Source organism: Methylobacterium indicum (genome assembly GCF_017347565.1).
GTDB classification, from domain to species: Bacteria; Pseudomonadota; Alphaproteobacteria; order Rhizobiales; family Beijerinckiaceae; genus Methylobacterium; species Methylobacterium indicum.
In genome coordinates, this window is sequence record NZ_AP024145.1 from 4,676,056 (window position 1) to 4,690,333 (window position 14,278).

The 14,278-nt window shown below is 71.3% G+C and carries 14 protein-coding genes; 3 read left to right on the forward strand and 11 right to left on the reverse strand.

What is annotated here, in order from left to right; translation table 11 throughout:
• The first annotated feature begins 8 nt into the window (after positions 1-8).
• Positions 9-1,349 carry a hypothetical protein gene (locus tag miv_RS21725; protein ID WP_207178795.1) on the forward strand — a complete coding sequence of 447 codons (1,341 nt, stop codon included), beginning with the start codon at positions 9-11 and terminating at the stop codon, positions 1,347-1,349.
• A gap of 456 nt (positions 1,350-1,805) precedes the next feature.
• The gene (locus miv_RS21730) at positions 1,806-2,714 is read left to right on the forward strand and encodes an alpha/beta fold hydrolase (RefSeq protein ID WP_244748645.1); all 909 of its coding nucleotides are present in this window, start codon (positions 1,806-1,808) and stop codon (positions 2,712-2,714) included.
• On the opposite strand, the gene trpC is transcribed toward miv_RS21730, so the two are convergent.
• From trpC to miv_RS21760, 6 genes are all read right to left on the reverse strand, one after another.
• Positions 2,705-3,553: an indole-3-glycerol phosphate synthase TrpC gene (trpC, locus tag miv_RS21735; RefSeq protein WP_207178797.1), complete on the reverse strand. Its 849-nt coding sequence runs from the start codon at positions 3,551-3,553 to the stop codon at positions 2,705-2,707. The genes miv_RS21730 and trpC overlap by 10 nt on opposite strands.
• 79 nt (positions 3,554-3,632) lie before the next feature.
• Entirely contained in the window at positions 3,633-4,646 is a 1,014-nt protein-coding gene (gene trpD, locus miv_RS21740) for an anthranilate phosphoribosyltransferase (RefSeq protein WP_048429122.1), read from the reverse strand.
• A 47-nt stretch (positions 4,647-4,693) separates the two neighbouring features.
• Positions 4,694-5,329 (reverse strand): anthranilate synthase component II, encoded by a 636-nt coding sequence (locus tag miv_RS21745; RefSeq protein ID WP_048429121.1) that lies wholly within the window; start codon positions 5,327-5,329, stop codon positions 4,694-4,696.
• A gap of 421 nt (positions 5,330-5,750) precedes the next feature.
• Complete coding sequence (locus miv_RS21750; protein WP_207178799.1) at positions 5,751-6,461, reverse strand: Bax inhibitor-1/YccA family protein; 711 nt, start codon at positions 6,459-6,461, stop codon at positions 5,751-5,753.
• 36 nt (positions 6,462-6,497) lie between these two features.
• A complete protein-coding gene (locus tag miv_RS21755; RefSeq protein WP_082711635.1) occupies positions 6,498-7,277 on the reverse strand; it encodes an anti-sigma factor family protein in 780 nt (259 codons plus the stop codon).
• Positions 7,278-7,306: 29 nt separating this feature from the next.
• Positions 7,307-7,882: a sigma-70 family RNA polymerase sigma factor gene (locus miv_RS21760; protein ID WP_420865562.1), complete on the reverse strand. Its 576-nt coding sequence runs from the start codon at positions 7,880-7,882 to the stop codon at positions 7,307-7,309.
• 462 nt (positions 7,883-8,344) lie between these two features.
• On the opposite strand from miv_RS21760, the gene miv_RS21765 reads away from it, so the two are divergent.
• Positions 8,345-8,539, forward strand: a complete 195-nt coding sequence (locus miv_RS21765; RefSeq protein WP_048431331.1) for a hypothetical protein — start codon at positions 8,345-8,347, stop codon at positions 8,537-8,539.
• Between the two features lie 130 nt (positions 8,540-8,669).
• On the opposite strand, the gene miv_RS21770 is transcribed toward miv_RS21765, so the two are convergent.
• From miv_RS21770 to miv_RS21790, 5 genes are all read right to left on the reverse strand, one after another.
• The gene (locus miv_RS21770; RefSeq protein ID WP_207178801.1) at positions 8,670-9,134 is read right to left on the reverse strand and encodes an NUDIX hydrolase; all 465 of its coding nucleotides are present in this window, start codon (positions 9,132-9,134) and stop codon (positions 8,670-8,672) included.
• Between the two features lie 2 nt (positions 9,135-9,136).
• Positions 9,137-10,303 carry an ABC transporter permease gene (locus tag miv_RS21775; RefSeq protein ID WP_058620476.1) on the reverse strand — a complete coding sequence of 389 codons (1,167 nt, stop codon included), beginning with the start codon at positions 10,301-10,303 and terminating at the stop codon, positions 9,137-9,139.
• Positions 10,300-11,325: an ABC transporter permease gene (locus miv_RS21780; RefSeq protein WP_207178803.1), complete on the reverse strand. Its 1,026-nt coding sequence runs from the start codon at positions 11,323-11,325 to the stop codon at positions 10,300-10,302. Before miv_RS21780 ends, miv_RS21775 begins: the two co-directional genes overlap by 4 nt.
• Positions 11,322-13,253: an ABC transporter substrate-binding protein gene (locus miv_RS21785; RefSeq protein WP_207183592.1), complete on the reverse strand. Its 1,932-nt coding sequence runs from the start codon at positions 13,251-13,253 to the stop codon at positions 11,322-11,324. The genes miv_RS21780 and miv_RS21785 overlap by 4 nt, the downstream gene beginning before the upstream one ends.
• 137 nt (positions 13,254-13,390) lie before the next feature.
• Complete coding sequence (locus miv_RS21790) at positions 13,391-14,272, reverse strand: hypothetical protein (RefSeq protein WP_207178805.1); 882 nt, start codon at positions 14,270-14,272, stop codon at positions 13,391-13,393.
• Positions 14,273-14,278: the final 6 nt, after the last annotated feature.

Below are 14,278 nucleotides of genomic sequence, written 5' to 3' on the forward strand. Positions count from 1 at the left end.
CCGGGGCGATGGACACCGATGCCCCGAACCCGCCTCGTCGCCCGACGGCCGCGGCTCTCCTACTCCTCGGGGCCGCCGGCCTCGCCGCGGCCGCCCCGGTGCTGCTTCCGGCCGCCGACCGGGCCTGGCACCTGCGCGAGGCGGCCGACGACCCGGAGACGCTGGCGGCGCTCCGACTGCCCGCTATGGCCGATGCGGAACGGATCGGGGCCGGGCTCGACGCCGCGATGGCGTCCGGCGACGACGACCTCGCCCGCAGCTTCCTGGCACTCGCGGACGAGCGTGGCGTGGCGGTCTCGCCCGAGCGCCGGGCGCGGGTGGCGGCGCTCGCCGCGGATGCCCCGCGCCGGGCGCTGTCGGAGGCCGCCGCCGGCTTCGTCAGCGGGGAGGGGGCCGGGCCGGCCGGCCTCGCCGGAGCGGTGGCGGGGGATCTCGTCGGCTATGGCGACCTGCGCGACCTGTGGCGCGAGGGCGGGCGCTTCTCGCGCGGCGAAGCCTACGACCCGCTGATCCTCGGCCTCGCCGCCGCCGGGCTGGCGCTGACCGGGGCGACCGTCCTGTCCCTCGGCACCAGCGTGCCGGTCCATGCCGGCACCACGACGCTGAAGCTCGCGGCCCGCACCGGCAAGCTGTCGCGGCCGCTCGCGGCCCGGCTCGGCCGCGCTGCTGCCGCCGCCGTCGACCGGGAAGCTCTGGGATCGACCGCCGCGGCGGCCGGCCGGCTCGATCTCACGGCCCTGCGCCGGGGCGCCACGGGGGTGCTGCGCCCCGGACCGTTCCGCGAGCTGCGCACCGTCGGCGAGCAATCGGCCCGGATCCAGGCGCGGCTCGGAACGCGCGGCACTCTCCAGGCCCTGTCGGTGGCGGAGAACGCCGACGACCTGCGCCGCGTCGCCCGCCTGTCGGAAGGGATGGGTGGGCGCACCCGCGCGGTCCTCGCGCTCCTCGGTCGCGGCGCCCTGGTGCTCGGATCGGGCTTGCTCGCGGTGCTCCAGGGGCTCTGGCTCGGCCTCGCCTGGTTTCTCGCCGCCGCCCTTTTTTGCCGCCGGGCCGGTACGGCGCTCGGCCGCCTGATCTGGCCCCGGCACGCCCGCCATCCTCGCGGTCGACGCGCCTCGGCTCCCGTCACCGGATCGGCGGTCGCGCGGGCGTCCCAGGGTCATGAATCGGCACGCCGGACAAGGCCGGCGCTGCGCGCGAACAGCAGACTGGCAGATCTCGCGGAATGCGGTTCAGCCGAACAGGCCGGCGATCAGGCTGCCGGCCACCGCGACGACCGCGAGCGTCGCGATGAAACGGATGTCGTCGAGTTTTTCCCTGATCATCGCCGAGCCTCCGCCGTCCTGTAACTGGCTGCCGTGTAGGGCCTGACGCGCGGCCGTGCAGTGTGCATTCGCACCCGTGCTTGATGAACGGTGAACATCGCCGGCCGGCAATGCCGCGGCTCGGGCAAGCCGATGCCAAGCAACTGGGGCGATGCGTGAAATGACGTGAAATCAATGCCGTCAGGGCCGGCTTGGCCGTTGACAGGAGGCCTCGCACCTAAGAAAAAGGGCCACACCGAAGTGTGGCCCAAGTCTAGGGAGGAAACGCCCAAAGAGGGCAGCAACGCCGCGACGCCATCGCCGCGTTGCCCAACCAAGCTAGGCCCTGCCGGCATCGCTGGCAAGGGCCCGCTGGGCGTTTCGTGGCATTGACGACGCAGGTGATGCGTCGTGGCAACGCTTCCATCACGGACCCCGGTCGGGGACCCCGTGTCGCCCCCCGGCGTTTCGCTCTCGTCCGCCGCCTCTGGGGAGAGTGCCGTGACGACGTTCCCCGATCCCGTGAACCCGGCCCACATCACCCGGTCCATCCCGGTTCGCGGCCTCACCCTCGCCGTCACCGAGGCCGGTCCCGCCGACGGACCGCTCACGGTGCTGCTGCACGGCTTTCCCGAGACGCGGCGGAGCTGGAAGCGCCAGATCGGCCCGCTCGCGGACGCCGGCCTGCGGGTGGTGGCGCCGGACCAGCGCGGCTACGGCGAGTCGAGCCGGCCCGGGGACCTCGCCGCCTATCACCTCGACCGGCTCGCCGGCGACGTCATCGGCCTCGCCGACGCCTTCGGGCAGGAGCGCCTGCGTCTCGTCGGGCACGATTGGGGCGGCCTCGTCGCATGGTGGGCGGCGGCCCGCTTCCCCGACCGGATCGACAGGGTGGCGATCCTGAACGCGCCGCACCCGGACGTCTTCGGCGCCTATGCCCGCCGCCACCCGAGCCAGGCCCTTCGCAGCTTTTACGTGGGGTTCTTCCAGCTGCCCGGCTTGCCGGAGGCCCTGCTGCGGGCCGGAGACTGCGCCGCCCTGAAACGGGCCCTAACCGCGTCGAGCCGCCCCGGCACCTTCGGGCCGGACGATCTGGCGGCCTACGCCGACGCCTGGCGCAGGCCAGGCGCGATCACCGCGATGCTGAACTGGTACCGGGCCCTGCGCCTGCCGCGGGAGCCCGCCCCCGGGCCGATCCGGCCGCCGGTCCTGGTGCTGTGGGGCGAGCGCGACACGGCGCTCGAGCGCGGCCTCGCCGCCGAGAGCCTGCGCCTCTGCGCGCAGGGCGCCGTTCGGTACGTCCCGGAGGCGACCCATTGGCTCCAGCACGAGGAGCCGGAGGCGGTCAACGACGCCCTGATCGGGTTCCTGACCGCGGAGATCCGAGCCGCTCCATCGGATCAGGTCTGATCGCCGAACAGCAGCCGTTGCGTCGCTGCCGTCACGTCGTCCTGCCGCATCAGGCTCTCGCCGACGAGCAGCGTGCGGATCCCCGCCCGGCCCAGCACCTGCGCGTCGGCATGGCCGCCGATGCCGCTCTCGCCGACCAGGATCCGGTCGGCCGGCACCAGCGGGCTCAGGCGCACCGCGTTGTCGAGGGAGACCTCGAAGGTGCGCAGGGACCGGTTGTTCACGCCGATGAGCCGCGTGCCGAGGGGGAGGGCGCGTGCCAGCTCGGCCTCGTCATGCACCTCGACCAGCACGTCCATGCCGAGGTCGTGGGCGGTCTCGACCAGGGCCGCGGCCTCCTCGTCGTCGAGGCTCGCCATGATGACCAGGATGCAGTCGGCCCCCCAGGCCCGGGCCTCCACCACCTGGTAGGGCTCGAACAGGAAGTCCTTGCGCAGGACCGGCAGCGAGCAGGCTGCGCGGGCCGCCGTCAGGTATTCGGGCTTGCCCTTGAACGAGGGCTCGTCGGTGAGCACCGACAGGCAGGTGGCCCCGCCCGCCTCGTAGGCGCGGGCGAGCGCCGGCGGATCGAAATCCTCGCGGATCAGGCCGCGGGACGGCGAGGCCTTCTTGATCTCGGCGATCAGCGCGAAGCGGTCCTGCGCGACATGCGCGGCGATCGCGTCGGCGAAGCCCCGGGGCGGATCCACCTTGGCGACGCGCTTCTCGAGTTCGGCCAGCGGCACGCGCAGCTTCGCCGCCGCGATCTCGCGCCGCTTGTAGGCCTCGATATGGGCGAGGACGTCGGCCGGGCGCGGCCGGGCCTCGCCCTCCGGGTGCGTCGTGTCGATGTCGGACAAGGCCGTGCCTCCCCTCGGGGATGTCGGGGGTCGATCGGGTATAGCAGGAAAGCGGCCCGGGCGGACGGCCCGGATCCGATCACGTGGTGGAGACGGCCGCCAGGCGCTCCAGCACCGCGCGGGCCGCGCCGGTATCGATCGCCTGCGCGGCCCGGGCGACGCCGTCCTGCAGGCTCTCGACCCGGCCGGCGACCACCAGGGCGGCCGCGGCGTTCAGGACGCCGATGTCGCGGTAGGGGGTGCGGGCGCCGTCGAGCACGGCGCGCAGGGCCGCCGCGTTGTGGGCCGGATCGCCGCCGCGCAGCTCCTCGGGCTGGGCGAGGCGCAGGCCCACCTCCCGCGGATCGAGGGTGAAGCGGCGGATCGCGCCGTCCTCGAGCGCCACCACGGCGGTCGGGCCGGTGGTGGTGATCTCGTCGAGGCCGTCGGAGCCGTGCACGGTCCAGACCCGACGGCTGCCGAGCTCGGCCAGCACCCGGGTCATCGGCTCGGCGAGCGAGGGGGCGTAGACGCCGAGCAGCTGCGCCGGCACGCCGGCCGGATTGCACAGGGGGCCGAGCACGTTGAACAGCGTGCGGGTGCCGATCTCGACCCGCACCGGCGCGACGTGGCGCATCGAGGCGTGATGCGCCTGGGCGAACATGAAGCACAGGCCCGCCTCGGCGAGGCAGCGGGCGAGATGGTCCGGCGTCAGGCCGATGCCGACGCCGAGGGCCGACAGGACGTCGGCGGCGCCGGAGCGGGACGAGGCGGCGCGGTTGCCGTGCTTGGCCACCGGCACGCCGCAGGCGGCGGTGACGATCGAGGCCAGGGTCGAGACGTTGTAGCTGCCCGAGTGATCGCCGCCGGTGCCGACGATGTCGACCGCGCCCTCGGGCGCGACCACGCGGGTCATGCGCTCGCGCAGCGCCGCGGCCGCACCGGTGATCTCGTCCAGAGCCTCGCCGCGGACGTGCAGCGCCATCAGGAAGGCGCCGGCCTGGGCGTGGGTCACCTCGCCGGAGAGCAGGTGGTCGAAGGCGCGGCGCGCCTCCTCGCGCGTCAGCGCGGCGCCCGTGGCGACCTTCGCCAGGTAGGGCTTGAACGAGTCCATGACGATAACGAGCCTGATCTCAGCGCGGGCTTAAAGGGCCGGTCCCGTCAATGCACATCTCGGCCGCGCTTGTCACCCCGGGCGCCGACATTCCGGGCCCCGGCATTCCAGACGGAGGCGAGGTCGAGGAAATTGCGCACCATCGTCTCGCCGTGCTGCGACAGGATGCTCTCGGGGTGGAACTGCACCCCGTGGACCGGCCGCTCGGCGTGTTCGAGCGCCATGATCAGCCCATCCGCCTCCGCGGTCACGACGAGGTTCGCCGGGCACGTCGTGCGCTCGACGACGAGGGAGTGGTAGCGCGTCGCGGCGAACGGCCCGTTGATGCCGCGAAACAGCCCCGTGGCCCGGTGCTGCACGCGCGACACCTTGCCGTGCATCGGGGCCGGGGCCCGCACCACGTCGCCCCCGAAGGCCTGCCCGATCGCCTGGAGGCCGAGGCAGACGCCGAGCATCGGGATCTCGTCGCTCAACTCCCGCACCACGTCGAGGCAGACTCCGGCCTCGCTCGGCGTGCACGGCCCGGGCGACAGCACCAGGGCGTCGGGGGCGCGCCGGCGGATGTCCTCCACGGTGATCGCGTCGTTGCGCACGACCTCGATCGCGCCGGCGAGCGGCCCGATCAGGTGGACGAGATTCCAGGTGAAGGAATCGTAGTTGTCGATGACCAGGATGTCGGACATGGGAGGCGCCTCTCGCGGCGCGGTGTGGGGCTTGGGGCGGCGCGAGGTCAAGGGGGCGGGGCGCGGCGCCTCAAATACGTACGGGGTGACGGCGCTCGATCGAGGACGATCCCTGGCCGGGCGCTGAGGAATGCTGCCTCCCACTCTCGACCTCATCCTGAGGTGTCGGCGATCGTAGATCGCACACGATCGAAGATCGACTGACCTTGAAGGAGGGGTCAAGAGAACGCGGCGGCATCTGGAGCCCTCCTTCGAGGCTCCTTTCAGTCTGCGATCTCCGATCGCCGGCACCTCAGGATGAGATCGAGGGTGGGATCAAGATTTTAAAGCAAATTTGCCACCATCAGAAAAAAACCCGCCCACCTCTCGCGAGGCAGGCGGGCGTCAAGTCGAGGGTCCGTCCCTGTGGGCGGCTCGTTACCTATTCCCGCTCGCCGGTCAGGCTCAGCAGCATCTGGAACAGGTTGATGAAGTTCAGGTAGAGCGACAAGGCGCCGAACACCGCGAGCTTGGACTTGGCTTCCTCGCCCCAGTTCTCGGCATATTGCTCCTTGATCGACTGGGTGTCGTAAGCGGTCAGCCCGGTGAAGATCACGACGCCGATCAGCGAGATCGCGAATTGCAGCGCGCTCGAGGCCAGGACGATGTTGACCAGGCTGGCGATGACGAGGCCGATCAAGCCCATCACCAGGAACGAGCCCATCTTCGAGAGGTCGCGCTTGGTGGTGTAGCCGTACAGGCTGGTCGCCCCGAACATCGCCGCGGTGATGAAGAAGGTGCGGGCGATGCTGGTGCCGGTGAAGACCAGGAAGATCGAGGCGAGCGACAGCCCCATCACCCCGCAGAAGGTCCAGAACAGGGTGTGGGCGGTGGCGGCCGAGATCCGGTCGGCGCGGAACGACAGGACCATGATGAAGGCGAGCGGGGCCAGCATCACGACGTATTTGAGCGGCGTACCGAACAGCGGCTTGTAGAGCGCCGTGGTCGAGGAGACGCCGAGCGCGACGAGGCCGGTCAGCGCCAGGCCGAGGCCCATCGTGTTGTAGACCCGCAGCATGTGGCGCCGCAGGCCCTCGTCGAAGACCGCGCCGGCGGGGGCGGCGTGGGTCTGCCAGGCGAAGGGGGTGTTCATCGGGGAGGTCGCTCCGGGGGAAGACGGGTGGCGGGGTCAGTGCTGCAGGGCCGCCAGGGTGGCGGCGGCGCGGCCGAGATCGGGCTCGCTCCCCGAGCCGCTGAGCGCGTAGGCCCCGCGCCCGGCGGTCCAGTAGACCGTGACGGCCTCCGGCGAGCGGACGATGGCGGGGGCGTGCGCCGCCGCATCGGCCGAGCGGGTGGCGAAGAGCGCCACCTTGCCGAGGCTGCCGGCATCGATCGCGACCTCGACGCCCGCGCCGCTGCGCGAGGGGAAGATCTGCATGTCGTCGACGCGCCAGTCGGCCGGCAGGTCGGGCAGGGCGATGCCGGTCGCGGCCTCGACCTCGCGCCGGTCGTAGGCCGGGGTCGGGCGCTGCGAGGCGACCCGGGCCCGCATCTGGGCGGCCTGGCGGGCCTGGAGCGCGTCCTCGACGAAGGCGGGAGAATGCGTCGAGGCGTTCGTGTTCTGCACGCCGAAATCACCGGTCTCGTTGTGCAGGAGCCAGCCGGTGCCGACCAGCATGGCGATGACCGCGGCGCGCTGGAGCCGCGCGCCGACGCGCCGCCAGGTCAGGGCCCGGTCGAGGCGGCGGGCCGCCGCGGCGAGGCGCTCGGGCTGGGGACCGACGCGCCCGGCATCGTCCCGCGCCGACCCGAAGGCGGCCCGGAGCGCGTCGCGGGTGTGCAGGTCGGCCATCACCCGGGCCGCCACCTCGGGCCGGGCCGAGAGATGCTCCTCGACCTCGATCCGCCGGCCGAGATCGAGCTGGCCGTCGATATAGGCGTTCAGGTCCGCTTCGGTGATCGGGTCCATCCTCGCCTCCGGTGCATGCTCTCCGCGCATCACGACGCCCTCGCGGGGCCGGCCCCGCCATCGACCACGCGCAGGCGCGGGGTGGCCCTGGCCGGCGCGTCCTCGGCTTCGGTCTGGCGGGTGCCCCCGCCGCTCTCGATGTTGCGCAACGCCGCCCGGGCCCGTCCGAGGCGCGACATCAGCGTGCCGATCGGGATGCCGAGGACGTCGGCAGCCTCCTGGTAGGCCAGCCCCTCGATCGTCACGAGGTGCAGGGCCTCGCGCTGCTCCGCCGGCAGCCGACCGAACGCCTCCCGCACCTGGGCGAGGCGCACATGCCCTTCCTGGGCCGGCGGCGTCGCCTCCTCGACGATGTGGCCGAGAGCGTCGGCGTAGCGCGCTTCGACCTTCCGGCGGCGCTGGTCGTCGATGAAGGCGTTGTGCAGCACCGTCATCAGCCAGGTGCGCAGGTTGGTCCCCGGCCGCAGGGTGCCCTGGCGTTCGAGGGCGCGCACGAGGGTGTCGTGCACGAGGTCGTCGGCCTGCGCGGAATCGCGCGTCAGGGACCGGGCGTAGCGCCGGAGCGGCACCAGGAGGTCGAGGACGTCGGGGCGCTTGCGAAGCATCATAATGGGTGAACGTGTGCCGGGCCCGATCTAATCCCGCTTCCATCCACCCTTGCGTGAAGCGGGTTCACATCCGCGTGATCGCCGGTTGCCAAGCCCTCACGCCGGCGCACCGGACTGCCGTCCCCTGCGCCCTCGCGACGGCGTTGTGGGACAGGCCGTCCCCGGCGATCCGGCACACGGTCGGGGAGGGGGCGGTGTCGACGCCGACCATCGCGGTGCCGAGCCGGAGGCTGACGAGGCGGAGAGCGGCGTGGCCGATGTCGTCGCGCTGGCCTCAGCGACCGGTTCCAGGTCCCGGACACCGGCGCCTGCCGGGCGAGCCGCATTGGGGCGGCCATGCCGCATTCTCGCCGCATCCGTGACCATGCTCGGCAGAGCTTGGCCGTTCCGGCGGCCAGGCTTGGCTCATGGCCGGCCTGCCTCACCGGCGGGCCCGCCCGACATCCAAGGGAACCCGGAATGCCGCATACCCTCACGGAACGCCGTCGCCGTCTCGAAGCGCAGCTCGCGGACTACGAACGGACGCTCGCGGAGATCCGCTCCTCGGCGGGCCTGGGCGCCAACAGCCGCGCCCTCCAGCTCCAGCATGCCCGCCTGATCTCGCAGGCGCGCACCGATCTCGCATCGCTCGACGCCGAGGAGGCCGACCTCTAAGCAGACCTGCGTTGGCAGGCCAACGCTTCGCCCGCTTGGGGTCTTGTTTCGTCGCAGATTCTTGCCGCCGAACCGGTGCCAACTTCGGCGAAATCTGCTGAGCGGCAGAGCCTGCACCGGTCCCGCGGCGTCACGCGGGACCCTTCAGGGCGGCGAGGGCCGCGTCGTAGTAGGTCAGGATATCCTCGGGGTAGACCTGCATCGGGGGAGCGGCGAGCGCGGCCCGCGTCCACCAGCGGTGCTCGGCCAGCACCTCGACCTCGTTCTCCGTCCAGCCGTCGCGGGAGAGGGGATCGATCCCCGCCCGGACCGCGAAGAAGCGCTCCTCGGCCTCGACCCACTCCCCGTCCGACAACTGCATCGTGAAGCGGCACGTGCCGACCTCCGGCGCCGTCTCCGGGCAGGTCAGGCCGGTCTCCTCCCGCAGCTCCCGGATCGCGGCCTCGGAAAAACTCTCGCCCGGCTCGACGCCGCCGCCCGGCGTCGCCCAGTATTCTTCCCCGGCGAGCGCCCCCGTCCGGAACGCGAAGCGGAACAGGAGCAGCCTGTCCTCGCCGTCGAGGACGAGGAGCCGGGCGGCGGGGCGTTCGCGCATCGCTAGTGGTACGGATCGGCCGCGTCGCGCAGGCCGTCGCCGAGGAAGTTGAAGGCCAGCACCACGATCACCACCGGCAGGATCGGCGCCAGCAGCCAGGGATGGAGCTGCACCGCCGCGAGGTTCTGGGCCTCGTTGAGCAGCACGCCCCAGCTCGTCACCGGCGGACGCAGGCCGAGCCCCAGGAACGACAAAGCCGTCTCGCCGAGGATCATCGAGGGGATCGACAGGGTCGCCGAGGCGATCAGGTGGCTCATGAAGTTCGGAATCAGGTGGCGGGCGATGATCCGCGTCTTCGAGGCCCCCATCAGCTCGGCGGCGCGGACGTAATCCTCCTCGCGCAACGCCAGGAGCTTCGACCGAACGGCGCGGGCGAGGCCCGGCCAGTCGAGGAGCCCGAGGATCAGCGTGATGCCGAAGAAGACCAGGATCGGGCTCCAGTTCGGCGGCAGCGCCGCCGAGAGCGCGAGCCAGAGCGGCAGTTCGGGCAGCGAGCGCAGGATCTCGATCACCCGCTGGATCACGTTGTCGACCCAGCCGCCGAGATAGCCGGCGAGCCCGCCGAAGAAGAGACCGAGGGCGAAGGACACCGCGATGCCGACGAGGCCGACTGTGAGCGAGATCCGGGTCCCCGAGACGATCCGCGAGAGGAGGTCGCGCCCGAGCCGGTCGGTGCCGAGCAGGAACATCGTTCCGTTCTCGGGTGGGCAGACGAGGTGCCAGTCGGTGTCGATCACGCCCCAGAACGCATAGGAATCGCCGCGGCAGAAGAAGCGCAGGGGCTGCGCCTTGGTGCGGTCGACCGTGTAGTCGCGGTGGAAGGTCTCGAGGTTGAAGGTGAAGTGGTAGGGATGTGTGTAGGGCCCGACGAAGCGGCCCTCGTGGAACAGATGAACGCTCTGGGGCGGCGCGTACAGATAGTCGCCGTGGCGCTTGGCCGGGTTATAGGGCGCGATCACCTCGACGAAGGGGATCAGGGCGTAGAAGGCGATCAGGATCAGCCCCGCCGCCACCGCCACCCGGTGCTTGCGGAACTTCCACCAGGTCAGGCGCCAGGACGAGGCGCGGTCGACGGCGCTGCTCTCCGCCCCCACCGGCTCGGTGCGGCCCGGATCGAAGGGCGCGGGATCGACGAAGTGGTGCGGCCGGTCGCGTAAGCCGAGGGTCATCGGCCGTCCCCTCCGAGGCGGATGCGCGGATCGAGCCAAGCGAGCAGCAGGTCGGAGACCAGCATGCCGACCACGGTCAGCATCGCCACGAACATCAGGATGAAGCCGGCCAGGAACTGGTCCTGGCTCTTGAGGGCGGCGAGCAGGATCGGCCCGACGGTCGGCAGGCTGAGCACCAGCGACACCAGCACCGAGCCCGAGATCAGGTGCGGGAGAAGGTTGCCGATATCGGCGATGAACGGGTTGAGCGACATCCGGAACGGGTATTTCAGCAGCGCCCGGGTCGGCGGCAGCCCCTTGGCGCGGGCGGTGACGACGTATTGCTTGGCGAGCTCGTCGAGGAGGTTGGCGCGCATCCGCCGGATCATCGCGGCGGTGCCGCCCAACCCGATCACCAGGGTCGGCACGACGAGGTGGGCCATGAGCGAGCGCAGCTTGTCCCAGGTCCAGGGCTGGCCCGCATAGGCGCTGTCGTAGAGCCCGCCGATCGACACTCCGAACCAGCGGTTGGCATAGAACAGCATCACCAGCGCCAGGAGGAAGGACGGGGTGGCGAGCCCGATATAGCCGATGAAGGTCGCCGCATAGTCGCCGAGCGAGTATTGCCGCGTCGCCGAGTAGATCGCGATCGGGATCGAGACGAGGTGGACGAAGACCACCACCGCGAGGTTGACGACGAGCGTCAACCAGAGCGCGTCGCCCACCACCTCGCGCACCGGACGGTCATACTCGAACGACCAGCCCCAATTGCCCTGGATCAGGCCGTTGAAGGCGCCCTCGGGGTTGGGCCACAGCCCGATCCAGCGCAGGTACTGCTCCCAGACCGGGCGGTCGAGGCCGTATTGCTGCATCAGGAACTGCGCCTTGGCGACCGACGCCGCCTCGCCCTGCGAGCGCAATTCGGCGATCTGGTTGGTGAGGAAGTCGCCCGGCGGCAGCTTGATGATGACGAAGACGAGGGCCGAGATGACGAGAAGCGTGGCCGCCATGGTGAGGAGGCGGCGGGCGAGATAGCGGATCACCGCGCGGCCTCCTTCGGGCTCGGGCCCCAGTAGAACTCGTCCATGCGGTAGATCCCGATCAGCGCGGTCGGTTTCCAGCTGTAGATTTTCTTGTCGGGCACGTTGAGGAGCCGGGTCTTGGCGACCACCGGCTGCAACGCCCCCGACACGGTGCCGATCACCCACTGGTTCTCGGCCCGGTTCTGCAGCATCTCGCCCCAGATCTTGGCCTGCTCGGTGTTGTCGGCGGTCGCCATCCAGCGGGCGTTGAGGTCGATCAGCACCTTCGCGGCGGGGATGTCGCAGGGCTCGCCCTCCTTGCCCTTGGTCTCGACGTACTGGCCCCATTTCGGCCAGGCATAGGTGTCCTGGTGGACCGGGGCGAGTTCGTCGGGCGACATGTCGGCGGTCGGCATCGCGAGGTCGAGGCCCTGCGCCGCCACCATCACGGCGGCACCCGAATAGGCGCGGTTGCGCAGGACCGTGCGGTCCTGCGGCTTGACGAACAGCTTGACGCCGACCTCGCGCCAGAATTCCGAGATCAGGGTCAGCCCGTCGGTGAGCATGCTGCTCTCGCCGTCGGTCTCGACCACGATCTCGAGCTCGCGCCCGTCGGGCAGGAGCCGGATGCCGGCGCCGTTGCGCTGCGTCAGCCCGACCTCGTCGAGGAGGCGGGACGCCTCCCCGGGGTCGTAGCCGGCATAGAGGGTGCGGTAGTCGGGCTTGTAGAGGGGGCTGGCCTCCACCACCGTGTCGTTGCCCTCGGTGCCGAGCCCGAACAGCAGGGCATTGTTGAGGGTCCGCCGGTCGATGGCGAGCGACAGCGCCCGGCGGTAGCGCAAGTCGCGGTTGAGCGCGCGCCAGACCGGGTCCGTCACCGTCAGGTTGGGATAGAGCGCCAGTTCCGAGCCGCGGGCGGTGGGCCAGAGATGGGTACGGTAGCCCTTGGCGCGCTCGCCCTCCCGCAGGATCGGGATGTCCTCCATGTTGAGGCCGCGAAACAACAGGTCGGCCTCGCCGGCATTGGCCTTGGCGGCGAGAAGACCGCCGGCCGCCACGTCCATGTTGACCTTGTCGATGTAGGGGAGTTGCTGCCCGTTGGTGTCGACCCGGTGGTAATAGGGGTTGCGCACGAAGACGAAGCGGGCGGCCGGCGCGGTGTTGGTCACGCGCCAGGGCTGCAGCGTCGGGAGATCCGGGTTGGTCTGCTCGAACATCGCGTCGAGCCGGTTGTGGAGCGCCGCCCAGCCCTTGACCTTGGCCTGCTTCACCAGCGGCTCGATCTCGGCCTTCGGCGTGTACTTGACGTTGAACGTCTTCAGGTAGTGGGCCGGCCGGTAGATGAAGGGATCGCGCGGCGAGGCGAGTTCCGGCAGGAAGCGGGGATTCGGCTTGTCCCAGGTGAAGCGGACGTGGAGCGGATCGATCACCTCGAACCGCGGCATCGCACCGTCGACCAGCATGAATTCCGGCGGGCCGGACGGGCTCAACTCCTTGTTGAGCGCCACATCCTCCCACCAGTAGCGAAAATCCTCCGCCGTGAAGGGCTGGCCGTCGGACCAGCGGTGGCCGTCGCGGATCGTGAAGGTGAAGACCCTGTCGCCGTCGTTCTCGACCTTTTCGAGGATGTCGGGCTTCAATCCCAGCGTCTCGTCGTAGCCGACGAGGCGGGTGTAGCTGTAGGTCGAGATGTAGCGGATGTCCCGGGCCTTCGAGACCAGGGTGACGATGTCGCCGCCCGGCTTGCCGATCCGGCGGCCATGGGCGGCGGGATCGACGAGGAGGGGCTGCTTGGGCAGGCGGTCGGAGGTTTCGGCGGCGAGGGCGGGGGAGGCAAGGAGCGCCAGCAGAACCGACAGGACGGCGCCGCACCACCGACCCTCCCCCCTCTGCGGGGGAGGGTGGCCCCCGGAGGGGGCCGGGAGAGATGCAGCGCGAGGCTGATCCAGCGGGCGCCCTTCAGAACGGCTCAGAATTTTCCGGAGGCGGGGTTCCCCTCTCCCGGCCTGCTCCGCAGGCCACCCTCCCCCGCAGAGGGGGGAGGGTTCCACTGCGGCAACGTCCGTGAAACGACGTCCGAGCCAAGTCATGTCCCGTCCCTCCCGTGCAGGCGCACCCAGGTGATGCGGGTGGGCGAGTAGCCGGTCGCGGCGTGCAGGTCGTCGAAGGCGTGGGTGGCGGCGATGGCCGAACGGGCTCCTTCCGCCTCCGGGTCGTCGGGCCGGTAGACGAACTCGCGCCCGTTGCGGCGCCAGCGCACCGGTTCGCCGGAGCGGGGCGCGGTCAGCATCGCGATGGTCGGAAAGGCCGGCCCCCCGTGGGCGTGGAGCCGGTGGGCGGCGGCGTCGTCGTCGAAGACGAGGCGCGTCAGGCCGCGCTCGCGGGCCTCCAGCACCCGGCGGGCCTGGCTGATGTGGTCGTCGAAGAAGCCCACCGCCCGGTCGGCGTCGAGGTGGGGCAGGCTCACAATCGACCAGTCGACGGCGTGGTAGCGCGCGCGGGGATCGCGGTAGCGCAGGCCCGAGAGATCGGGATCGAAGCAGAGGATCTCGGCCTGCGGGCAGGCCTGGCGCATCACCCAGGTGGTCAGCCCGCGAAACACGCCCGATTCGACGATGACCTCGGGGGCGAGCGCCCGCATCAGCACGTAGAGCTGAAGCGCGCCGTTGAAGCCGTTGCCGCCGCGCTTCTGCGCGACCGGCGCCGTGGCGATCAGGTCCCAGAAGGTCGCGACCGCGGGCGCGGCACCGCCGGGCAGCGACAGGCCGGCCTCGGCCAGATCGGCGTCGAGGCGCGCGGCGGCGGCCGCGATCAGCGCGTCGGTTTCCGGGCCGGAGAGCGGGCGGTGGTTCCAGTCCGACACCGCCGGGACGAGGTCGTAGCCGAGGCGGTCGAACAGGCGGCCGAGGAAGCGGCGGCGGAGCCGCTCGACGAGGGGGTGGGGACGGAGGGCGGCACCGTTCGACATCGGGGG